24 protein-coding genes are annotated in these 21,850 nt (G+C 31.3%); 8 read left to right on the top strand and 16 right to left on the bottom strand.

Annotated features, from left to right (window positions below; translation table 11 throughout):
* Nucleotides 1–357 precede the first annotated feature (357 nt).
* Nucleotides 358–819: a MarR family winged helix-turn-helix transcriptional regulator gene (locus K7H06_RS05525; protein ID WP_223038889.1), complete on the top strand. Its 462-nt coding sequence runs from the start codon at nt 358–360 to the stop codon at nt 817–819.
* Between the two features lie 39 nt (nt 820–858).
* On the opposite strand, the gene K7H06_RS05520 is transcribed toward K7H06_RS05525, so the two are convergent.
* The 6 genes from K7H06_RS05520 to dsdA all read right to left on the bottom strand — a co-directional run bounded on the left by K7H06_RS05520 (nt 859) and on the right by dsdA (nt 6,597).
* Entirely contained in the window at nt 859–1,671 is an 813-nt protein-coding gene (locus K7H06_RS05520) for a DUF169 domain-containing protein (protein WP_223038888.1), read from the bottom strand.
* A 182-nt stretch (nt 1,672–1,853) separates the two neighbouring features.
* On the bottom strand, nt 1,854–2,306 hold the full coding sequence (locus tag K7H06_RS05515; RefSeq protein ID WP_223038887.1) for a staygreen family protein: 453 nt from the start codon (nt 2,304–2,306) through the stop codon (nt 1,854–1,856).
* Between the two features lie 102 nt (nt 2,307–2,408).
* Complete coding sequence (locus K7H06_RS05510; RefSeq protein ID WP_223038886.1) at nt 2,409–3,110, bottom strand: arginase; 702 nt, start codon at nt 3,108–3,110, stop codon at nt 2,409–2,411.
* A gap of 369 nt (nt 3,111–3,479) precedes the next feature.
* Nucleotides 3,480–4,349 (bottom strand): EamA family transporter, encoded by an 870-nt coding sequence (locus K7H06_RS05505; protein WP_223038885.1) that lies wholly within the window; start codon nt 4,347–4,349, stop codon nt 3,480–3,482.
* A 66-nt stretch (nt 4,350–4,415) separates the two neighbouring features.
* Nucleotides 4,416–5,108 carry a DNA/RNA nuclease SfsA gene (sfsA, locus tag K7H06_RS05500; RefSeq protein WP_223038884.1) on the bottom strand — a complete coding sequence of 231 codons (693 nt, stop codon included), beginning with the start codon at nt 5,106–5,108 and terminating at the stop codon, nt 4,416–4,418.
* A gap of 124 nt (nt 5,109–5,232) precedes the next feature.
* The gene (gene dsdA / locus K7H06_RS05495; protein WP_223038883.1) at nt 5,233–6,597 is read right to left on the bottom strand and encodes a D-serine ammonia-lyase; all 1,365 of its coding nucleotides are present in this window, start codon (nt 6,595–6,597) and stop codon (nt 5,233–5,235) included.
* Between the two features lie 171 nt (nt 6,598–6,768).
* On the opposite strand from dsdA, the gene K7H06_RS05490 reads away from it, so the two are divergent.
* Nucleotides 6,769–8,469, top strand: a complete 1,701-nt coding sequence (locus K7H06_RS05490; protein ID WP_223038882.1) for an ABC-ATPase domain-containing protein — start codon at nt 6,769–6,771, stop codon at nt 8,467–8,469.
* A gap of 59 nt (nt 8,470–8,528) precedes the next feature.
* On the opposite strand, the gene K7H06_RS05485 is transcribed toward K7H06_RS05490, so the two are convergent.
* Together K7H06_RS05485 and K7H06_RS21325 are read right to left on the bottom strand one after the other, a co-directional pair.
* Nucleotides 8,529–9,020, bottom strand: a complete 492-nt coding sequence (locus tag K7H06_RS05485; RefSeq protein ID WP_223038881.1) for a prolyl-tRNA synthetase associated domain-containing protein — start codon at nt 9,018–9,020, stop codon at nt 8,529–8,531.
* 43 nt (nt 9,021–9,063) lie between these two features.
* Nucleotides 9,064–9,198: a hypothetical protein gene (locus K7H06_RS21325; protein WP_281426038.1), complete on the bottom strand. Its 135-nt coding sequence runs from the start codon at nt 9,196–9,198 to the stop codon at nt 9,064–9,066.
* Nucleotides 9,199–9,342: 144 nt separating this feature from the next.
* Between K7H06_RS21325 and K7H06_RS05480 the strand changes: the two genes are divergently transcribed.
* The 4 genes from K7H06_RS05480 to K7H06_RS05465 all read left to right on the top strand — a co-directional run bounded on the left by K7H06_RS05480 (nt 9,343) and on the right by K7H06_RS05465 (nt 12,243).
* Complete coding sequence (locus K7H06_RS05480; protein ID WP_223038880.1) at nt 9,343–9,717, top strand: class II SORL domain-containing protein; 375 nt, start codon at nt 9,343–9,345, stop codon at nt 9,715–9,717.
* A gap of 136 nt (nt 9,718–9,853) precedes the next feature.
* Complete coding sequence (locus K7H06_RS05475) at nt 9,854–10,471, top strand: metallophosphoesterase family protein (RefSeq protein ID WP_223038879.1); 618 nt, start codon at nt 9,854–9,856, stop codon at nt 10,469–10,471.
* A gap of 13 nt (nt 10,472–10,484) precedes the next feature.
* Nucleotides 10,485–11,486, top strand: a complete 1,002-nt coding sequence (locus K7H06_RS05470; RefSeq protein ID WP_223038878.1) for a hypothetical protein — start codon at nt 10,485–10,487, stop codon at nt 11,484–11,486.
* A 133-nt stretch (nt 11,487–11,619) separates the two neighbouring features.
* A complete protein-coding gene (locus tag K7H06_RS05465; protein WP_223038877.1) occupies nt 11,620–12,243 on the top strand; it encodes a metal-dependent hydrolase in 624 nt (207 codons plus the stop codon).
* A gap of 40 nt (nt 12,244–12,283) precedes the next feature.
* On the opposite strand, the gene K7H06_RS05460 is transcribed toward K7H06_RS05465, so the two are convergent.
* Nucleotides 12,284–13,549: a uracil-xanthine permease family protein gene (locus tag K7H06_RS05460; RefSeq protein WP_223038876.1), complete on the bottom strand. Its 1,266-nt coding sequence runs from the start codon at nt 13,547–13,549 to the stop codon at nt 12,284–12,286.
* Between the two features lie 350 nt (nt 13,550–13,899).
* Here K7H06_RS05460 and K7H06_RS05455 point away from each other — a divergent pair, with 350 nt between their 5' ends.
* On the top strand, nt 13,900–14,205 hold the full coding sequence (locus K7H06_RS05455; protein ID WP_223038875.1) for a hypothetical protein: 306 nt from the start codon (nt 13,900–13,902) through the stop codon (nt 14,203–14,205).
* 46 nt (nt 14,206–14,251) lie between these two features.
* Here the strand turns inward: K7H06_RS05455 and K7H06_RS05450 are convergent, their stop codons facing one another.
* Complete coding sequence (locus K7H06_RS05450) at nt 14,252–14,614, bottom strand: hypothetical protein (RefSeq protein ID WP_223038874.1); 363 nt, start codon at nt 14,612–14,614, stop codon at nt 14,252–14,254.
* A 219-nt stretch (nt 14,615–14,833) separates the two neighbouring features.
* Here K7H06_RS05450 and K7H06_RS05445 point away from each other — a divergent pair, with 219 nt between their 5' ends.
* Nucleotides 14,834–17,737: a penicillin-binding protein 1A gene (locus K7H06_RS05445; RefSeq protein ID WP_223038873.1), complete on the top strand. Its 2,904-nt coding sequence runs from the start codon at nt 14,834–14,836 to the stop codon at nt 17,735–17,737.
* A 26-nt stretch (nt 17,738–17,763) separates the two neighbouring features.
* Here K7H06_RS05445 and K7H06_RS05440 read toward each other — a convergent pair whose 3' ends face one another.
* From K7H06_RS05440 to K7H06_RS05415, 6 genes are read right to left on the bottom strand one after another with little or no spacing between them, the layout of a single operon-like run.
* On the bottom strand, nt 17,764–19,236 hold the full coding sequence (locus tag K7H06_RS05440; protein ID WP_223038872.1) for a spore germination protein: 1,473 nt from the start codon (nt 19,234–19,236) through the stop codon (nt 17,764–17,766).
* Nucleotides 19,193–19,792 (bottom strand): stage V sporulation protein SpoVABEA, encoded by a 600-nt coding sequence (spoVAEA, locus tag K7H06_RS05435; RefSeq protein WP_281426036.1) that lies wholly within the window; start codon nt 19,790–19,792, stop codon nt 19,193–19,195. The genes K7H06_RS05440 and spoVAEA overlap by 44 nt, the downstream gene beginning before the upstream one ends.
* A gap of 17 nt (nt 19,793–19,809) precedes the next feature.
* Nucleotides 19,810–20,166: a stage V sporulation protein AE gene (spoVAE, locus tag K7H06_RS05430; RefSeq protein ID WP_223038871.1), complete on the bottom strand. Its 357-nt coding sequence runs from the start codon at nt 20,164–20,166 to the stop codon at nt 19,810–19,812.
* A gap of 5 nt (nt 20,167–20,171) precedes the next feature.
* Nucleotides 20,172–21,194 carry a stage V sporulation protein AD gene (gene spoVAD, locus K7H06_RS05425; protein ID WP_223038870.1) on the bottom strand — a complete coding sequence of 341 codons (1,023 nt, stop codon included), beginning with the start codon at nt 21,192–21,194 and terminating at the stop codon, nt 20,172–20,174.
* Between the two features lie 14 nt (nt 21,195–21,208).
* Nucleotides 21,209–21,670, bottom strand: a complete 462-nt coding sequence (gene spoVAC / locus K7H06_RS05420; RefSeq protein ID WP_223038869.1) for a stage V sporulation protein AC — start codon at nt 21,668–21,670, stop codon at nt 21,209–21,211.
* A gap of 16 nt (nt 21,671–21,686) precedes the next feature.
* Nucleotides 21,687–21,842, bottom strand: coding sequence for a hypothetical protein (locus K7H06_RS05415; RefSeq protein ID WP_223038868.1), 156 nt, complete (start codon nt 21,840–21,842; stop codon nt 21,687–21,689).
* Nucleotides 21,843–21,850: the final 8 nt, after the last annotated feature.

Here is a 21,850-nt window from a genome sequence, read left to right as displayed (position 1 = left end):
TTAGAATTCTCTTAGAAACAGATTAGAATTTTCTTAGAAATGGCTAAAAAATATTACTTAATTAACAGATGCAACTTTTTCTTTTTTAATAGCAAAGTAAATGATGATCATTAAAACCAAGCAAAGTCCTGCTGAAAATTGAAAAGGAAACCTTATGGTGCTACTTCCTAAGAATTATTTGTTCATATTTAAGTTCCTCTCTTGATTATCATTTTAATCACTCAATGTTCACAATAAAAATTTATATTCTTTAATTCATATTTTTTAGCAAATCACTTCTTTCACTTTTATATTTTGCGCAAATATAGATTTGTAATATAATATACACGAACAAATAATACAAAGGTGGTATTCTCAATGGAAATGAAATTTATTACAAAAGATCAGTCTGTCGGAAAACATGTTGATATCATTTCAAGGTATTTGTTTTACTATATTAACAAACAAGTAGAACCCTACCATTTACAAAAGCATTCCTATAAAATTTTAATAGAACTTTATCACCAAGAAGGTCTGTGTCAAGAGGATCTCGTTACTTTACTAAAACTGAGCAAAGCCGACATTGCCAAAAGTGTAAAAAAACTTATAGGTTTAGGCTATATACATAAAGAAAAAGATACAGAAGATAAACGTATTCATCATCTTTATCTAACAGAAAAAAGTCTTGCCATTAAAGATTCTATTATATCCATACTAGAAGATACAAGCACTATACTTTCTCAAAATATCTCTAAGGAAGACATACAAATAACAAAAAAAGTTATGCAACAAATGGCAGAAAATATCCTACATGCCTCCCACACCTTAAAAAACAGTTAGCTATGAAAGTATATCCATACCTTCATAGCTTCATCTCTTTTACTCAAAAAGATCTAACCACAGTGGAGATTTGAATATTCCTGTCTTTGCCTCTTCCTCAAGTTCAAGAAACAATTTCCATGGAACAGCATAAGTTAATAGTTCGTCAGGTAAAACTCCCCTGACATTTTTTCTTGCTGCAAGATCTATCATTCCTAATACTGCCCTAGAATCTTCTGCTTCAGCCTCATAAAAAACATAGGCTCCAATCATCTGACAAGCTGCCCCTTGAGGTGTTAACGTATCATTAATTCCATCTCTTATAGAACCTGCTATGCTCATAAGTGCTGTCAGCTGAATAGGATTTACATTAAAAATTACACATTGAGGTATTTCATCTTCTGTTACATCTTTTAAAGGCTTTAAAATTACATATTTCTCAGGAAAATCATATACCGGAAGCTCTTTTGTAATCCATTTATATGCCTTCTCCCTTGAAGTATGAAATCTTTCCCCTAATATAAGCTTTCTTCTTACATGTGGATTGGCTTGATCCGCAATGGCTTGATACTTTTCTTTATCCTTTGCATCTTCAATTCCCTTTGAAAAAAATGCTGCAAATGTATCAAATCCTCCCATTTCTTCTCCATAGGCACTACCAAATCCGAGTCCTGCCCTTGCTCCAGGACATCCGTATGTATCTCTATCAAATACTGCAATTTTCCCTTTAGAAACAACCTGTGCATAAAATGACATGATACATACATATTTCCCTGGCAATGGCTGCATGGCTCCTTCTGGTTTTTTATTACTCCTTAAAAGAGCTACTGCTTCAAATTCAGGGTTTAATGCTTTAACAATTTCACTTTTCATAAAACTTAACCTCCCTATATAATTAGACATTTTGAAATTTCATTAAATTAGTTTCATTATGAAACTATTATATTTTATTTAGTTTGCTTTTGCAACTTTTTCAAATGAAATTCTATAAAAAAGTTCTTCTAAATAATAAAAAGACTTCTTTCCAATAAGAAGTCTTTTTATTGTTTACTACCTTATATTTTATAATCTTTAGGTGTTCCAAAATATTCTATCCGATTATACTGAGGATACATAGAACGAAAATGCACAAATATAGGAGCATCATTCAAATATGGATGTTTTTTCAACAGCGCTTTATCCCCATAAAAAATAGCTTCTAAGGCTAAAGGTAATTCCCGTTTAAAGATCATATATCTCCTAGCAGCAGAATCCATACCAAATTGGCCATTTACATAAACATAAGCATTGAAAATATATTGTCCATTCATTTTACTCCAATGTGCCAATACTTCATCTCTCATAACTGGATCAATTGCCTCATAATCATATTCAGGACCTATTGTTAAAAATAGTTCACCAGTAATATCTGAATGGGTTAGTGTGTATTTTCTAGGTATAATAGGATTTTCTTTAGTAATTGGCGGAATAAATGTTGTAGAAAGTTTATCAGGATTGAGCCTACTCAAAATCCTTCCCCCTTTACCTTTTAATATGTCTATTATTTATTTTATGTCTCTACTTAAAAAGGGGAACTATTTCTTTCAATACCATTATGGATTAATATTTTATCAACATAGTATATAATCAAGCTGCTCTGATAATGTTAAATTCTCTATGTTCCATTCTCTATTAGGACAATTGATTACTTTATAAGGTAATTTTAAATTTTTTACAAATTTCCTAAACTTACAATCTAACCAAGGTGGTGTCCATGCACCAGATCTACAAATATGAATAACAGTTACATCTTCCTTTTCCTTTAATTTTTTTAAATTGCAATAATCAATGTTAAATTTTGTATTCATTTCGTTAAAATCTTCTTTCTTCTCATAGGAATAGGGACTATATATAATATTTGCTTTTTTAATCACGCAGTCCTTTAAAAGCTTTCCTAGCCAATTGGCACAATTCAATTCAAAATCAAGAGATTTTAATCCTCCATATCCTAAATCAGAGTGAGCATCAAAAGAAAATACCTTGTTACATGCATTTTCTTTTGCAATTTTATACGATAACTTATGGGAATCTGAAATGAATACTTTAACGGATTTTGAAATGTTAAAGTATTTTTTTATTTTATCCCAAAAATCATTGCATTCTGAACCAACATGAATAGATTCTTCTAAATTATTTTCTATCATGTTATTGCTTATATAGCGATTGTACCAAATCTTACTTATATTTCTTTTATTTTCTATATATGAACCGCACCATTCCTTCTTGATAGGAATGAAGTAATCCCAATCAATACTTAAAAGATTTTTCTCCATAATTCTCCCCCATTTTAACTGCTTATGCTTTTAGAAATTAAATGATTTTATCTTTTTATAAAACTCCTATTTCTATGAGTATACATATAAATTGATTCCTATTAAGAACATACTCATCTCAATATCTTTTGTTCAATCTTATTAAACCCGTTCACTCATACAAATCATTTTATCTTTATTGAAAATATATATCAATTCCCATAGTTCTTTGAATAATGTTATTATTACTTCTCTCCACTAGTTATTTGAAGTTATAATTTTTATATAAAGGTTCTCTCATTATTTGTTAATATTTGGTATGTGTTTACTCTAAAAAAGGACTTTATTCTGAAATAAAGTCCTTTTTAGTCGAAAATAATAATAAACATATTAGTGATTATATAATAACAACCAGCCTCCTATAAGAATTAAAATAGAACCTGGTATCTTTTCTTTAATATTTTCTTTGAAAAAAATATAAGAAAGAATCATGGTGATAATCATTGAAATTTGAGTGAATGGCTCTGCTATGCTTAGTTCTATATGATTTAAAGCTATAAGTAAAAAAAGATAAGCAAAACCATTAATCGCCCCACTAATAATGGATACAACTTTTTTACCATTAAATATATCATATATATATTGTCGTTTCTTTTTTACCATTAGAAAAATCCATATATTCAGTGCAATGAAAAAATATAAAACTGTAGAATACAGAATAGGGGACGCGGATACATAAAAATATTTATCTACGATTCTTCCTAAAGATTGAAGTACTACAAATAAAAGCATCCATCTACATGATGAATCATTAAAAATGAATTTAATAGATTTTAAAGGTGATCCCATTCTTTTTAATATGGACAATCCAACGATCATAATTATAACACCAAAAACTTTTGTAATGGTAATAGCTTCTCCTAAAAATACAAAAGATAGTATCATCAAAAACAGTGCATTCAAACTATGTATTGGAGTTACAAGAGAAACTTCTCCTGTGGCAAGAGCAGTAACATAGGCAACAAACCCTACCGCATATACCAAGCTACTTATATAGCAAGGCAACAAGAATTTAAAATTATCTACTTCTACAAACACATTAAAGGGGAGCAAGAACAAAGCCCCTATAAAGAAAAACAAAAAACTAGCAGCCGTATTGCTATAAATATCCCCCTCATCATTTCCTAATAATCTTACTACAATTCTTTCTACAGACATTAATATAATTCGCATGACTAATGCAATATAAGATATAATCATTTGCATCCCCCTTGTTCATCTGAATGAGCTTTGTATCTTCATGTATAAATTTCATCTGAAAATTTTTCATTTAATCTCTACAGAAACTTTATTTTTTATAGTTAATTCATCTTCTTTTACATAACAATCATAGGCAAGTATTCTAATCCCTTTTTCCTTTGCTACTCTTAACACTTCTTCAAACTTTGGATCTGTCCTACCATTTGCTGTAAAAGTCTTCATATTTTCAATTTGAATTAAGAAAAAAATATAATTTTCATATCCCTTTCTTTGTAACTCTATTAATTCATAAATATGCTTCCTACCTCTTTGTGTAGGGGCATCTGGAAACTTACATCCACCATTTTCTTCTAATGTCACACTTTTCACTTCAATAAATCCTTTTTTGTCTCCCTTTTCATAATATAAATCAAATCTAGAATTTCCAGATTTTACTTCTTTCTTTAAATAATCTAAATTTATAAGTTCCTCTACCTGATTGTTACATATAGCCTCATACACTACATAATTTGTTATTTGTGAGTCAATATTGATTAAAAACTTATGATCCTTATAAGCTCCAACTAAAGAATATTTCGTTTTTCTATGGGGATTTGTAGCTTTTTCTAGTATTACAGGTACTCCCTCTATTAAAATTTCCTTACATCTCCCTGTATTTTTCACATGAACAACTTCTTCTTTCCCCTCCAACAATACATGGGCAATAAATCTATTGGGTCTAGATAAAAAAACAGCTTTTTTAATATTTTTATATTTCATCATGTATACCTCCATATTTATAATAAGCTATTCCCATTATGATAGCAATTAAAAATACAAAAAATCACCCTCTTTTATAAAGAGTGTGATTTTGTAGTTTTAAGCCTTCTATAACCCCATCTTATTATTTCTTAGATAATTTATGACCTTTTTCATAATACTTATTCATTTCTTCTTTTGGTACCATACTCCCACCTGTAGCCCAAGCTATATGGGTTGCATTTTTCATTTTGTCTTTTAACTTTTTATCTTCTAAATATTTTTCTCCTGCCTTTGTTTTAAACAAATCAACTGCTCCAACAACACCTGCTAATGCAGAAGGCTCTAAGTCAATTTTTTCTGTATCTGCTAAAGCCTTTAATAATACATATAGTTTATCATCATCTACTGTATAATCCCCGCTAAGTAAATATTCTAATGTTTTCCCCACAAATCCTGAGGCTCTCCCTACTGCTAATCCATCTGCAGCTGTAACATTATCGATGCCAAAATCTTGAACACATACCTGATCATGGGCCTCGGTCATACAACCAATGAGCATACATGGAGAATGTGTGGGTTCAGCAAAGAAGCAGTGTACATTATCTTTATAGGCAAGTTTTAATCCAAAGGCAACGCCTCCTGGTCCCCCACCAACACCACAGGGAAGATATACAAATAATGGATGATCCTCATCTACAACTACGTTTAATTTTTCAAGCTGCTTTTTTAATCTTGAAGCTGCAACCGCATATCCTAGGAATAGGTTTTGAGAATTTTCATCATCTACAAAATAACTATTTAGATCTAAATCAGATTGTTTTCTACCTTCTTCTACTGCTTTACTATAGTCTGATTCATATTCAACTACAATAACTCCTTTGCTTCTAAGAAGGTCTTTTTTCCACTGCTTTGCATCAGCTGACATATGAACAAATACTTTAAATCCAAGTTTGGCACTCATAATCCCAATACTAAGTCCTAAATTTCCTGTTGAACCTACAGCAACAGAATAATTTGAAAAGAATTTTCTATATGGTTCACTATCCAAAATAGAATACTCATCTTTAGTTGTTAGCATGCCTTCTTCTATTGCTAAGTCTTCTGCATGCTTTAATACTTCATAAATTCCACCCCTTGCTTTAATAGACCCAGAAATGGCAAGGTGACTATCACATTTTAATAATAAATCCCCTAATATTTTTTGATCAAATGCTTTCTCAAGATATTCTTTCATATGAGGAATTTTTACAGTTGGAGACTCAATAATACCTTTCTTTTCTTTCGTTTCAGGAAATACTTTTGCAATATAGGGTGCAAATCTTTCTAATCTTTCTTCAGCATCTTTTACATCTTCTTCATTCAAAGAAATATTTTCTATAGCTTCCTGAAATTTTCCATGTTTCGGATTTGTCCAAAATACTTCCTCTGTTTCTATTAATTTATTAAGTAGTGGATAATCTTTTTTCCATTGTTCTATACTTTTTCCTAAAATCATTTTATTTTCCATCCTTACCCCTCTTTTCTTGAATACATATTTCCCCTAATATCTCTATTTTATAATAATTCTAAATTCTTTTGAACATAATTTATTAAATAGGTTTCTTCTTTTTAATTATTCTTCTTTTGATATAATATTGTTAAGACTTTAATTCATCACATCATAAAGGGAGGACTTCATTTGGAACTTTTAAGGAAAAAATTAAATCAAATAGATGGCAGAGGCTATAAAGCCTACAAAGATATTCAAGGTACCTATAAAGGAGAAGCTTTTCTTCTTCATATAGATCATGTTCAAGCAGACCCTTTTGCCAGTCCATCTCGTATAAGAGTTGAATTTTCAAAGGATATAGTAAAATTTGAAGAAAGGTTTTATGAAACAAAATATAGAAAAATTGCCTTTGAAGATTTTTTTGCTAGAGAAGCAGCTAAAAACATTCAATCTTATAGTACAAATAAAAGTGGTTCTGGAAAGAGTGGATTAATCTTAATAGATGCACCAAGTCAAGAAATTCTACAAAGAACTGCTGTCAAAATCGATCATCAAAAAATAGAATTTCGTCTATCTCTTGGACTTCCAGCAAGGGGTAGAACCATTTTAGGCAAACAAGCTATAAAGCTTCTTTGTGATCATATTCCTCATTTACTAAAAAAAGCTGTTTTTGAATACAATAAAAAACAACTCATAAATCATTTAGAATTAACAGATCAACAACAAACTATTCGAAAATTCTTAAATGAAAACAAATATATTTGTTTTCTAGGAAATGGTTCTATTTTACCGAGAGAAAGTGGTATTAGCAACAAACCTCTCAACAATGATGAGGTAGTTCCCTTTGTATCTCCGTCTTCTTTAGAAATTGAAATTCCCATTCCCCACAGTGAACCCATAAGAGGTATGGCCATTCCAGAAGGAATTACCCTTATTGTTGGAGGAGGTTATCATGGAAAAAGTACATTATTAAAAGCAATGGAGAGAGGGATTTACAATCACATCCTTGGTGATGGACGAGAATATGTAATTACTAATCCTACTGCCTTTAAAATAAGAGCAGAAGATGGAAGAAGGGTTGAAAAGGTAAATATATCTCCTTTCATCAATAATCTTCCATTTAATAAGGATACCACAAGATTTTCTACAGAAGATGCCAGTGGAAGTACTTCTCAAGCTACAAATATTGTTGAAAGTTTAGAAATGGGAAGCAAAGTTTTACTCATTGATGAAGATACTAGTGCTACAAACTTTATGATTCGTGATGGTCGCATGCAAGAATTAGTGGGAAAAGAAAAGGAACCTATCACTCCTTTTATCGATAAAGCAAGACAATTATATGAAAATCATAAAGTTTCTACTATTTTAGTCATTGGTGGATCTGGAGATTATTTTCATATTGCAGACCGTATTATTATGCTAGACGAATACAAAGCTATAGATGTAACAAAAAAAGGAAAAGATATTGCAAAAAGGTTTGAACATATAAGAAAAACAGAAGGGGGAAAAGATTTCGGAGAAATTTCTCATCGCATCATCAAAAATCAAAGCTTTAATGCCTCTAGAGGAAAAAAAGAAAAAGTTGATGCAAAAGGACTTCATACCATCATCTACGGAACAAGTAATATTGATCTATCCTTTGTAGAACAATTAATAGATCCTAGTCAAACCCGTGCCATTGCTCTTATGATAAAATATTTATCAAAAAATTTGGTAGATAACACTACTCCCCTTTCAGTTCTTATTGAAAAACTATACGCACAAATTGAGAAAAATGGACTAGAAGTAATTTCTCCATACACGGGAAAACATCCTGGAAATCTAGCACTTCCTCGAAAATTTGAATTATCTGCAGCAATCAATCGTCTGCGTACTCTTAAGGTAAAATAAAAAATATCCTCACTCCTTTATGAGAGTGAGGATATTTTTATCATCCCTAATAACAATCATTATGGTATTTCTACATAAAAAACTTTATTTTCGCACCACCTTAAAAATTTTTCAAAATCCTTATAGGCTATAGAAATGGTTGCTGTATTTACATTAGGATGAAAACAAATATACTCTGAATCTATTAAATCTTTATCCACTAGAACCTCTACATGCTTTTCATTATCATTCATAAGTCCAAAAGGCGTAACAGCGCCTGGTGTAAGATTTAAATATTTTAGTAATCTTTCTTCTGAAGCAAAGCTTAAATTTGTACTGCTAATTTGCTTTGATAAGCTTTTTAAATCTACTTTTTTTGAATCCATTAAAATTACAAGATAATGTTGATTTCCTTTTCTATTTCGAATAAAAAGATTTTTACAATGACTACCTGGAATATCTATATTCAACTGATTAGCTTCTTCAATTGTAAAAATCGGTTTATGTTCATATATATCATAGGCTATTTTTAATTCTTCTAAAAGATCATATACCTTTTGTTCCTTATCCATATTTAGTTTATCCCCTTTACGTTAAATTCCTCCAATTATTATATCATGAATCATCCTCTAAATCTTTTTTTGCATCTAGCATATCTTTTATAATTAAATTAATTTCATACTCATTTAATAGTTCTTTTTTATACCTTTTCATTTTTTCTTCAAATAAATTAATTGTTTTATTTTCCATACTTATCACCTCTTTTTCTTAGTATATTCTATTCTTCAATCCTTACTCATGATAAAAAAATAAAAAAAACTGTTATTTTTTGAAAAAGTGGGTATATATAAACTACGTAATACTAAAAATCGAAAAAACAAAGGAGAGGTATATATGAACCAATTAGGACAAATGATAAAAATTGGAGATTGGAAAGGTGAAAAGCATGTACCCATCATTCATGCTCCTGAAAAAATACAGGCGGAAGCATTAACAGAAATTAAAGTTTCTATTGGCGATGCAATTAAACATCCTAACACAATGGAGCATCACATTTCATGGTTTAAGCTATTCTTTTTACCTGAAAATGGGAAGTTTCCTATCGAATTAGGTACTTTTGAATTTAGAGCTCATGGTGAAAACAATATTTTTGATGAACCATGTGTATCTACCTATGTAAAATTCAAAAACTCTGGAACTCTTTACGCATTAAGCTATTGTAATCTTCATGGATTATGGGAAAGTTCAAAAGAAATTGTTGTTGCGTAAACCCATCAAGCCACAAATAGATCTATCTATTGTGGCTTTTTTTATTGAAAAATATCCTTTTACTACTTGATCCTCATAATTCTTAATTTTTATTGTATAATATTAAATAAATACCATGAATAGAGGATTGATCAAATTGATAAATTTTAAAAAGCTTTTCTATTTCTTAATCGGTAGCGTCTATATTCCGGAAGAATTATTAAATACTAGGGAAAAAATACTCCTTCATATATCAGATACTCCGGCAAATTTTTTTTCTGTATTGAATTTTCTAATATCAAAATTGCAACCAGACTATATTATCCATTCTGGCGATTTGGTGGATAATATCAAGCTGGAAATCTATCCTTATAGACTAGATGAATATAAGAAAAAAGTACCTCAACTCATTAAGATATTAGAAAATTCTTCTGCTAAAAAAATTTATTTAGCTTTAGGAAATCATGACGATGAAGAAGTTGTTAATAATATAACAAATCGAAGCAAAATTATAGAAAAAAGTGATATAATTAATCTTGAAGATTTGGAAATAAAAATCACTCATTTTCCTGATGAAATAAAAAAATCTTCATCACAATACAATTTATTTGGTCATGATCTTACAATCAACAGTAAGATAGAAGATGACAAAATTTATCTTAATGGAATTTTAGCCATAAATGTCATTTTACTTGAGAGCAAAAGGATATTTACTTTACCTTATCCCTATGGTACAGATGACAGTCGATTGGGCAAGTTCAAAATTGGATTTTAAATGGGGGGATATTATGTTTTCTATTATACGAAGTGGTCCAAAAATTTTAATTCTTGAAAGTTGCTATATTCATGAAGTAATCAATTATTTTAAAAATCATTTTGATGCTTTTCAATGTAATATGGATACAGCCTTTGAAAAATCTAATGAAGACAATATCGTTATTCTCTTAACTGAAAAAATGAAAGATCTCCTTAATCTAACAGATATAAAAAATATTTTGGTGTTAAAAGGTGAAGTTGAAACAGTTTTAAGTCATATTTTAAACAATAAGAAATATGATTTCATATCTTGTTCAAGAATCGCTCCACGAATTATTATTATGAGATACTTTGGCGATATAGAAAAGGTAGTCAATGAAGTAAAAGAAGATTATAACGGACATATAGGTACTTTTGATGAAATACTAGAGAAAAATAACAAGGGTACAGTCATTGCCTTTACAAAAAATCCTTTAAATCATCCCATCAGTCTTTCAAATATCTATGAAAAATCTTTATTGATTCATGGAAATTATTCTACCCTCATGAAAGATTTAAGAATTCATGATTTAAAATATCTAAATATTGGACTAGATAATAAAGATTGGTATGAACTACATATTAAAATATATGATAGCTACGGAGAATATGCCCTTCACTATGAAAGACTTGTTCACATTATGGAAAATCTTCAGCTTGGTTTGATCCTAGGAGAATCCTGGGGAACAGATGCAGCTACTATATTCTATTCTGTTGGTATTTATCGCATCCGATTTTTCACCTTCTATGAACCTTCATACATAAAAAAAATGCTTTTAGGATTAGAATATTTAGATGATGGTACAAGAATTGTTGATTTAGATCTTTATCATAAAAGAAGAAAGTTTTATTGGAGTGATTTAAAAAATAGAGAAAAAAAAGATAAGATCTCATTAAGTAAGATTTATAGAGAAAAAATACTTTCAACCTTAGAAAAAGATTCATTAGAAGAATTATTTGCACTAGAAAAAAAGATTTTGAATACAAGATATTAAAGCCATTTCTTTTTAGAGAAATGGCTTTACTTTTCACACATATAAGTATTTTTCAGAACACAGGTTCTAATAAATATGCTATAATAGATCAGAACATATGTTTTAATTACTTTAAAAAGGATGGTTTCATCATATGAATGGTAAAACACACATGCTATTTGGTTCTGTAGCCAGTTTATATTTACTTCCAAAATTAGGTTACGAACCTGCACTTACAACAACAGCAGCAGCTTTAATAGGATCTTTGATTCCTGATATGGATCATCCCAAAGCAAAGATCAATCAAAAAATTCTTCCTATGAAAAATAGAGTCGGTAAAGTTCTATTTTATTGCAGTATTGGAGGGTTCCTACTTTATCGATATGGCCTTGATAATCGTTTAACTTTTGCTTTAGCCATTATATTAATCTTAATTGGCTTATCTCAACACAGGAGTTTTACTCATAGTATTTTAGGCATGGGTAGCATAGCTTCTATTGCCTTTTTTGTTCTCAAGAATACTCTCCCCCTGCAAATTATTTTATCCTTCATCATCGGCCTTATTTCCCATCTAGTGGGAGATTTTATGACCATTGCAGGCATTGAGCTTTTTTACCCTTTAAGTAATAAAAAATATCGGTTTATACTAACGATTTCTTCTGGAAATATGGCAGAGACTTTTATTTGCATATTCTTTATCTATTTAATTGTAAGTTTTTTTATACAAAATGGTTTTTCCATGAATTTTATTTATAGCATTTTTAATATATTCCATTAAAAAACCACTTTTCTAAAAGAAAAGTGGTTTTTCTTATGATTTATTTCTTTGTTCCATTTAATACTACATTTAATACTACCCCTACTATTGCTGCAAGACTTAAACCAGATATTTTAACTGATGCCGTTATAGGGATTGCAATAGCTACACCAGTATATTTTTCAATATATGCAGCGCCTAGCCCTAGTATTAAAATAGCTACCATAACAATTATATTTTTCATGTTAAATGCTACTTTTTCATTTTTTATTGTCTTTACACCGATTAATGAAATCATGCTGAAAAGCATCAAACTGATTCCACCCATTACTGGTACTGGGATGGTTCTTAAAAATCCTCCAATTTTAGCAACAAATCCTAAAAGGATTGCAAATACTGCTGCTAGTCTTAATATAGAAGGATCATAATTTTTTGTAATTGCTAAAACCCCTGTATTCTCTCCGTAAGTAGTATTTGCTGGTCCCCCTATAAACCCTGCAAATAATGTTGCAAGTCCATCTCCTAAAAGAGTACGATTTAAACCTGGGTCTTCAATGAAATTTTGTCCTACTACCTGTCCATTTGTTGTAATATCACCTATATGCTCCATGAAAACTGCAAGAACTACTGGTGCTATAATGGCAATGGCTCCTATTTCGAATTTAGGAAATGTAAAGCTTGGTATTGCCACAACTGGTATTTCTTTCATAACACTCATATCCACAATTCCCATTTTCATAGAAACTAAATATCCTACCACTACACCTATTAAGATAGATAATTGTTTTGAAAATCCCTTTCCTTTTAATGTAATGGTTAATGCTACACATAAGGTGATTGCAGCTACAATTAAATTACTTTTTGCCATGCCATAGGCTACAGGTACAAGATTCAAACCGATTACCATAATCATTGGCCCTACTACTTGAGCTGGTAAAAATCTTTTTATTTTATCAACACCTATTTTTTTTACGATAAAAGATGTCATTACATATAATGCTCCTGCTATAATAATTCCGCCTTGTGCATAAGTTAAATCTCCATGATACATTTCTTTAACAGTCAAAATAACTGGGATGAATGCAAATGATGACCCTAAAAATACAGGTACTTTTCCTTTTGTTACTAAATGGAATAACAATGTTCCTACTCCAGCTGCCACTAATGCTACAGATGTATCAAGTCCTGTAAGCATAGGCACTAAAACTGTTGCTCCAAACATAGCAACCAAATGTTGAAGTGCTAATATTACTTTTTTTACTGAGTCTAATCCTATTGTATCCTTTTTCGTTTTTACATTAGCTTCTCTTAATATATTTTCTGACATAAAAAAACCTCCTTTGATTTTTTAAGGAGAAAGTATCACACTTCTCCCTTCTCAGCCTCTCTGGACCGAATTAAAAGGCAACATTTTTTAACTTTAACCATATATAAAAAACTTCTTGCCTACTGACAAGAAGTTATATGCACATACAAAATCATTGAAGCATAATATTTCTATCTTGCCAGTCTCTCTGGACTGAATTAAAGATTCCTTTTTAATCCTAAATAATTATAGCATCTTTTCCTACTAGGTGCAATATAATTTTTAATAACTTCAAAACCAAAAATAGCAAGGACTTTTTTGTTTAAAAATGTTATAATAAACGTGAAATTTTATATAGAAAGGATTATGCTATGGACACTTTAAATCAATTTATAAAATATGTAAAATTCGATGAAGAAAAAAGAATATTAATTTCACTACAAAATCAATTTGAAAACTATCTACAAGATCAAAAAATTAGATCCATGTTAAAGGATGCTGCAAAATCTATATTAAAGGATGACTTTGTTCAGCTTGAAGTGGGTAAAAACATGGTAAGACTTACTGTAACTGATGGTACAGAAGAACAAAATTTAGATCTTGTAAAAACAGAACTTGTAAAAGGTCTTGAAATGGCTATGGCTTTTTTACAAATGCAAAATATGAAAGATCAATAAAAGCTTGACAGTTTTTCTGTCAAGCTTTTATATTTACATAAATCCTTTATTGTAAAGCAGTTCCCTCTTTTTTATAAAATCTCATTTCTATAAAATATTCTTTATTCTTAATCCCAATAAAATAATCTTTATAATCTATTTCAAAATTAACAATTGAAGAATGTATATCTATATTTCTTAGTAAGTGAATCGTACAAATATGACTATTCTCTAAGGTACAAAATCTAAATAATATTCCCTTTATAGTAGAAAACTGCATTCTTGAATTTAAAACCTCTTCCCCTTCTAAATATAAGTTTAAAGTTCTATTTTCTATAGGAATCAATAAATCTATATCATTTTTTTCTTCTCTTACAACTCTTATTTCAAAATCATGATCAATATAAAAATCACTATTTCTATATAGCATGTTCTCTTCCCCTTTTTAAAGATATATATTTTCAAAATTCTATCATTATCATAACAAAATATCCCCTTAATAACAATAAAACCATTCCACTAAAACCCTCCTATAAATGGATATATTGTTTTTTTCATTAACAACCCCTTATTCATATGATATAATTATGAGTAGTTGTGTCCAATTATTTTTATACTTTTTTCTTTCTGTATTAGGAGGGGATTTACTTTGACAGAAAATAACGAAGAAAAATCTAGAAGTTCAAAAAAGAAAAAGAAGAAGAAAAAAATAAGTATTATAAGAATATTTATTCTTATGTTTTTATTGGTTACTTTTATTGGAGGTGGCGCATTAGCTGGATGGGTTTTTGCAATTGTCAAATCTGCTGAACCTATTGACGGTAGCGATATTTACACACGCCTTGATGAAAACTCCTTTATTTATGATAATCAGGGAAAACTCATCGAAAAAGTTGAAGGGGATGGCCTAAGAACCATTGTAAAAATTGATAAAATTCCAGAAGATCTTAAAGATGCTTTTATTGCCATTGAAGACCAAGATTTTATGACTCATAGAGGCATTAATCCAAAAAGAATTGTAAAAGCATTATGGGAAGATCTTAAAGCAGGTGCTCCTGTACAAGGTGCTAGTACAATCACCCAGCAATTAGTAAAAAATCTTTATTTAACCAATGAAAAAAGTGTAGAAAGAAAAGTTAAGGAAGCATATTACGCATTTCAGCTTGAACAACAATTACTAAAACCTCAAATTTTAGAAGCATATTTAAATACTGTATATTTAGGTGGTGGTGCTAAGGGCGTACAAGGCGCAGCCTTTACTTATTTTTCAAAGGATATAAGTGAATTAGATTTAGCAGAATGTGCATTAATCGCTGGTATCACAAAAAATCCTTCTAAATATTCACCATTAAAAACACTTAGAAAAGAAGATGTTGATCCAAATAAGCATTATATTATAGATGATAGCGATGAGATTTATACTATCGTTTATGATGAGAGATATAAGCCTAGACAACAATTGGTTTTAAAAATCATGAAAAATGAAAATAAGATTACAGAAGAAGAATATCAATCAGCAATGAATGAAGATTTAAAAACACATTTAAAACCTGGAAAGAAACAAGTTTATGGCATTTCATCATTTTTTACAGATAAAGTAAAAAGTGATGTTATCAAAGCCATTATGGAACAATTAGGAAAAACCGAAGAAGAAGCAAAAATTATGCTTTATAATCGAGGTCTTAGAATTTACAGTACCATGGATTTAAGAATTCAAAAAATACTTGAAAAAGAATATGAAGACAATAAGAATTTTCCTGGCTTAATAGCCAAAAAAGATAGTGCCGGCAATATCTTAGCAAAAAACAGAAAAGTTTTAATGTATAAGCGTACAAATCTTATTAATAATCAAGAACAACTAATTATTCCTAAAGGACATTATCAGTATGATCCAGCAGGAAACCTTATTCTTTTTAAAGGAAAACGCTTAAACTTTACATCTCTTTATGAAAACGGACAAATCGCAGGTGTACGAGTTTCTGTAAAAGATTCTTATACACTCAATGCAGCAAAAGAAGTTTTAATGCACAAGGGTGGAAATTTAAAAATTCCAAGTGAATACAAGCAATATGATAGTAATAAAAATGTCATTGTAAGTAGTTCATTTATATCATCAAATCCTGAATTTTTCATCAAAGATGGTAGCGGTAATCTACTCATCAATAAAGATAACTATTACATAAGCGATAAAGGTGTTGTACAACCTCAATCCGCTATGGTTATCATAGATCCTTATGTGGGAGAAATCAAAGGTCTTGTAGGAGGTAGAGAAGTTAAAGGTAGAAAATTATATAACAGAGCCATAGAGCCAAGACAGCCTGGTTCTTCTATTAAACCCATATCTATTTATACTCCTGCCATTGACAATGGATGGACAGCAGCTACTGTTGTAGATGATGTTCCTCATTACGATGGTAATGGTCGCATGTGGCCTAGAAATTGGACTAAACGATTTGATGGCTTATCAACCCTTCGACGAGGAGTTGAAATGTCTATGAATGTTGTAGCCGTAAAAATTGGTGAAAAAATTGGTGTTCAAACATCAATCGATTATCTAAAGAAATTTGGCATTACAAGTTTAGTAGAAAAGGGTCGCTACAATGACCAAAATCTATCGGCTGTAGCCCTTGGTGGAATGACAAAGGGAATCAGCCCATTAGAAATGACTGCTGCTTATGGCGCTTTAGCCAATGAAGGAATCTACATTCAACCTAAATCATTCACAAAAATTACAGATCGAGAAGGAAATATTATTTTAGAAAATGAAAGCTATAAAAATTACGTAGCTAGTCCTGGAGCAGCATTTATTGTAACAGATATGATGAGAACAACTGTAACAAGTGGAACTGCACGTAAAGCAACATTAAACAATAAAAATATCCAAGTAGCTGGGAAAACAGGTACCACATCAGATAGCTATGATGCTTGGTTTGTTGGTTATACACCCTATTATGTAGGTGCTGTATGGATGGGAAATGACCTTCAAATAGAACTTGGAAGAGCAGCTACAAGAGGAAAGCTGTATCTTTGGAAAAAGGTCATGGATCAAGTTCATGAAGGACTACCTGGTAAGAGTTTTACAAAGCCTAAAGATGTTATTCGTATTTCAGTAGATACAAAATCTGGAAAACTCCCTACAGAATTTAGCAAGCTTGATCCTAGAGGTTCTACTGTTCGAAGTGAATACTTTATTAAAGGTACACAACCAACAGATTATGATGATGTACATGTTCAGTTAGAAGTAGATACGAGTACCAATAAACTCGCTACTCCATATTGTCCACCAACATTAGTTGAAAAACGAGTTTTCGTTAAAAGAAAAGTCCCATACGATCCTGCAAAAAATAATGGCATCGTACCAGGTGACTATAAATATGAAGCACCTATTGAATACTGTCCTGATCACAATGAATTTAATAGTCAGCCACCAATAGATTTTGTTCCATCTCCTTCACCTGGAGAGAATAATCCTTTAGATCCTGAAAATAATATACCAGATGGAACCATTCAACCAAATGAAAATGAAGAAATCATCATTGACTCTCAAAATTAAAAGAAGACTCCTCGGAGTCTTCTTTTTTATTCTGGCGTTGTATCTTTCGGCGGTGAACAGTCTTGATCTCTTGTTTTTAGAAAATCTGGTCGATATCTTATTTCTGGAATAGGCTTTCGAAAGAAAACAGTAGATAATCCTCTTCTATTAAAAGGAATAAGAGGCCATAAATAACTTACGCCACCAAAGGATTTTGTACGAAGAATTACAATGAATAAAAATAAAGAGGCTCCAAAGAATCCTATGGTTTTAAAAAGTCCCGTGCATATTAATAAAATCAATCGAAAGATTCTTATAGCCATAGAAAATTCAATACTAGGAGTTGCAAACATCCCAATACTTGCAATGGCCATATATAGTACTGTTTCTGGAATAAACCATCCTACCTTCACTGCAAATTCGCTTAAGACTAATCCTCCTATAATTCCCAAAGAAGTAGTCAACGCATTGGGTGTATGTATGGATGCAATTCTTAAAATATCAATGCCCATTTCTAAAGTGAGAAACTGCAAAAACAAAGGAATTTGCCCCGTCTCTTTAGGTCCTAAAAATTTTAACCAATCTGGAAGGATTCCTTTATTATACACCAAAACCAACCATAGTGGAGGTAATATAAAAGATAAAAACATAGCAATTAATCGAATCCATCTCATGTAAGTCCCTACTGCAGGATTTTGATAATAATCTTCTGCATGTTGAGTAAAATGAAAAATGGTCACAGGAAGAATCATTACACTAGGTGTTGTATCTACCATAATGATCATATGTCCCTCAAACAAATGGGCTGCAGCTACATCGGCCCTTTCTGTATACCTTGCCTGAGGTAGAGGATTCCAATTTCTTCCTAATATAAATTCTTCTAAACTCTTTTCTGCCATCTCTAAAGCATCTGTATCAACTTCATCTAACTTTTTCTTGATATCCTCTATTAGCTTGGGATTGGCAATATCCTCTATATATCCTACTACCACATCTGTTTGGGATCTTCTTCCAACTTTCGTCATTTCAAATCTTAAGTTGGGATCTCTTACTCTTCTTCTTATTAATGCTGTATTAAATACGATGGTTTCTGTTAATCCATCTCTTGCTCCCCTTGTAACTCTTTCTAAATCTGGTTCTTCTGGTCCTCTTGCAGGATACGTCCTCACATCAAGTATAATAGCTTCTTCTTCTCCATCAATCAAAATTGTCAAAGCTCCCGATAACACCATAAATTTAATCTGTTCCATATCTCTGCTTGCTTCAACCTCTAAATAAGGAATTTTTTCCTTCATTAGCTTTTCTACAATACATCTTCGAAAATCCTTTGATTCTAAATTTTGAAGAATTTTCATGATATATAACATGATATCATCTTTTGCAAAGCCATCAATAAACAATAAGCAAGCTTTTTTATTAGCAATAAGTATTTCTCTATTTACAACATCAAAGCTTTTAGATATGCCTAATTCCTCATCAAGAATTTTTAGATTTTCCTCTAATTTCTTTTTTAGATCCATTGAAATATCCACTCCTAGTTAATATTTCCTCCATTGCTTTTGTAATAATGGGAGCACCAATCTCACAATCATCCTTACCATCCATTTTTCCTATATCTCCAATCCCAATAACTAAAGGAACATTGCATTGATTAATAATATCTACCGTATCTCCATAAAGAATATTCTCTTTTTTGGGTAACCCTTGCTTATCCACAGAGCTTTTAACAATTTTCCCATTACAAGAAATGGAAAAATCTACTTTAATTCCTTCTACTCCTGGTGTATTTGAAGCCACTGCCACAACTCCTAAGATTTCAATGTCTGGATGATTAGCAATTTCATATAGTGCTCGTTCCCCTTCTGCTGTAGCTGGACTTCCTTTGTCATCTACCATAACTACCACGGGATCATATTTTGCAGTTTTAATTAATTCTACTATTTCGCTACCACTCACAGGTGTAGGATTTCCTCCAGAACGTGATATGCATCTTCCACCAATATTGGTTACAGCTCTTTGAACAGCCCTTTGTGCAACACGATCTCCATCTGTTACTAAAATTACTTTTCTTTTCATATGCAGGATCCTTTCTTTTACTTCTTTGATTTTGGATTAAAAATAAGTGCCATTGTATAGCCAAATACTATTGCTGCTGCAACACCTCCTGCACCAGCTTGAACTCCCCCTGTAAATGCCCCTAATAAACCATTATCCTTTGCAGATTTCATAGCTCCCTTTGCCAAGGTATATCCAAATCCTGGTATAGGCACGGTAGCTCCAGCTCCACCAAATTTTACGATAGGTTCATAAATCCCAACAGCAGTTAAAATCACGCCGGAGGTAACAAACAATACCAATACATGGGCTGGAGTAAGCTTTGTTCCATCCATTAGAAGCTGCCCAATGACACATATCACACCACCAACAATAAATGCTCGAAGATAATCCATATTTATCACCCTTCTAATGTATTTGTAATTGTTACAGCATGTGCAATTCCTGGGATCGTTTGTCCCTGTTGAGCACTTGTAGTAGATAATAATGCTCCTGTTGAAATAAGTAATACCGTATTTAAATTTTTTTTCATCATTTCTTTATATATATATCCACAAAAGACTGAAGCAGAGCATCCACACCCACTTCCTCCTGCATGAGTATCCTGAACCTTGTTATCAAATATAAGTAGTCCACAGTCATTATAGACTTTTGTCATATTATAACCTTTATCCAATACCATTTCTTCAGCGATTTCTTTCCCCACAGCGCCAAGGTCTCCTGTTACAATTAAATCATAGTATTCAGGAGTGAAGCCTGTATCTTGAAAATGATTTACAAGGGTATCTGCTGCTGCTGGCGCCATAGCAGCACCCATATTATTTACATCCTTTATTCCCAAATCAACTACTTTTCCAGTAGTTACATGGGTAATTTGAGGTCCTCTTCCATTTGTTCCTAATACAGCAGCACCAGAACCTGTTACAGTCCATTGAGCAGTAAGTGCCCTTTGATTTCCATGCTCTAATGGAAACCGATATTGTCTTTCAGCTGAACTAAAATGGCTTGACGTAACAGCTACTACATAATCTGCATAACCTCCATCCATAATCATACTTCCTAAGCTTAATGATTCTGCCATAGTAGAACAAGCTCCATATAACCCAAAAAATGGTATTCCCAGGTCCCTTGCTGCAAAAGAAGTAGACATTAATTGATTTAACAAATCTCCTGAAAACATATAGTCCATCTCTGAGATATTTTTATCTGCCTTTTGTATAGCCTTTTTTACTGACTCTCTTAACATCTTGCTCTCAGCTAATTCCCAACTATTTTCTCCATACAAATCATCAGATAAAACCGTATCGAAATATTCCCTTAATGGACCTTCCCCTTCCTTGGGTCCTACAGTGGTTCCTGTTGCAATGATGACAGGAGGATTTTGGAATTTTACTGTTTGTTTTCCTATTTTCTTTATAGCCAATGCTTTCAGCCTCCTTATTTATCAAGGAAAAAATATATTAATCCAACAATTACAGAAGAAGTAAATCCATAAACCAAAACAGGTCCTGCTAAAATAAACATTTTTGCACCTACACCAAATATATATCCTTCTCTTTTAAATTCCATAGCTGGAGATACAATTGAATTTGCAAAGCCTGTAATAGGAACAATAGAACCTCCTCCTGCCCTTTTTCCTATTTTGTCATATACCCCTAGTCCCGTAAGAAATGCCCCTAGAAAAATTAAAATAATTGCAGTAGCTGTAGATACGTCATCTTTTGGAAGATCCATATTTTTTAAGGTGTTTGAAATAAATTGCCCTATTGTACAAATAAATCCACCTACGAAAAATGCCCATATGGAGTTTTTTAAAAATTTAGGCTTCGGGCTCTTCTTTTTCACATATTGATTATATTTGTATTGCTTATTCAAAGTTGCATTTTTTGTATTTTCCATAAAGGTCACTTCCTTTCTAATGTTTTATTTGCTCTAAAGTTGATTTTAATCCTCCACTGAATATCTTTTCATTTGATGCTATACTTTCAAATTCTTGTCTTCTTTCCTTTTCTTCTACCTGGTTCGGTAGTATAAAATTATTTTCAAATCCTCTATGATGACTTTTTTGCATTTTTTCCA

It is taken from the genome of Crassaminicella profunda (assembly GCF_019884785.1).
Lineage (GTDB): Bacteria > Bacillota > Clostridia > Peptostreptococcales > Thermotaleaceae > Crassaminicella > Crassaminicella profunda.
The sequence above is the reverse complement of the archived record's forward strand: the minus strand, read 5'-3'. Positions and strand labels throughout refer to the sequence as shown.

Coding starts and splice junctions, on each gene's coding strand:
- K7H06_RS05525 (WP_223038889.1), top strand. CDS start 358: ATGGAAATGAAATTTATTACAAAAGATCAGTCTGTCGGAAAACATGTT.
- K7H06_RS05520 (WP_223038888.1), bottom strand. CDS start 1,671: ATGAAAAGTGAAATTGTTAAAGCATTAAACCCTGAATTTGAAGCAGTA.
- K7H06_RS05510 (WP_223038886.1), bottom strand. CDS start 3,110: ATGGAGAAAAATCTTTTAAGTATTGATTGGGATTACTTCATTCCTATC.
- K7H06_RS05505 (WP_223038885.1), bottom strand. CDS start 4,349: ATGATTATATCTTATATTGCATTAGTCATGCGAATTATATTAATGTCT.
- sfsA (WP_223038884.1), bottom strand. CDS start 5,108: ATGAAATATAAAAATATTAAAAAAGCTGTTTTTTTATCTAGACCCAAT.
- dsdA (WP_223038883.1), bottom strand. CDS start 6,597: ATGGAAAATAAAATGATTTTAGGAAAAAGTATAGAACAATGGAAAAAA.
- K7H06_RS05485 (WP_223038881.1), bottom strand. CDS start 9,020: ATGGATAAGGAACAAAAGGTATATGATCTTTTAGAAGAATTAAAAATA.
- K7H06_RS21325 (WP_281426038.1), bottom strand. CDS start 9,198: ATGGAAAATAAAACAATTAATTTATTTGAAGAAAAAATGAAAAGGTAT.
- K7H06_RS05480 (WP_223038880.1), top strand. CDS start 9,343: ATGAACCAATTAGGACAAATGATAAAAATTGGAGATTGGAAAGGTGAA.
- K7H06_RS05470 (WP_223038878.1), top strand. CDS start 10,485: ATGTTTTCTATTATACGAAGTGGTCCAAAAATTTTAATTCTTGAAAGT.
- K7H06_RS05465 (WP_223038877.1), top strand. CDS start 11,620: ATGAATGGTAAAACACACATGCTATTTGGTTCTGTAGCCAGTTTATAT.
- K7H06_RS05460 (WP_223038876.1), bottom strand. CDS start 13,549: ATGTCAGAAAATATATTAAGAGAAGCTAATGTAAAAACGAAAAAGGAT.
- K7H06_RS05455 (WP_223038875.1), top strand. CDS start 13,900: ATGGACACTTTAAATCAATTTATAAAATATGTAAAATTCGATGAAGAA.
- K7H06_RS05450 (WP_223038874.1), bottom strand. CDS start 14,614: ATGCTATATAGAAATAGTGATTTTTATATTGATCATGATTTTGAAATA.
- K7H06_RS05440 (WP_223038872.1), bottom strand. CDS start 19,236: ATGGATCTAAAAAAGAAATTAGAGGAAAATCTAAAAATTCTTGATGAG.
- spoVAEA (WP_281426036.1), bottom strand. CDS start 19,792: ATGAAAAGAAAAGTAATTTTAGTAACAGATGGAGATCGTGTTGCACAA.
- spoVAE (WP_223038871.1), bottom strand. CDS start 20,166: ATGGATTATCTTCGAGCATTTATTGTTGGTGGTGTGATATGTGTCATT.
- spoVAC (WP_223038869.1), bottom strand. CDS start 21,670: ATGGAAAATACAAAAAATGCAACTTTGAATAAGCAATACAAATATAAT.
- K7H06_RS05415 (WP_223038868.1), bottom strand. CDS start 21,842: ATGCAAAAAAGTCATCATAGAGGATTTGAAAATAATTTTATACTACCG.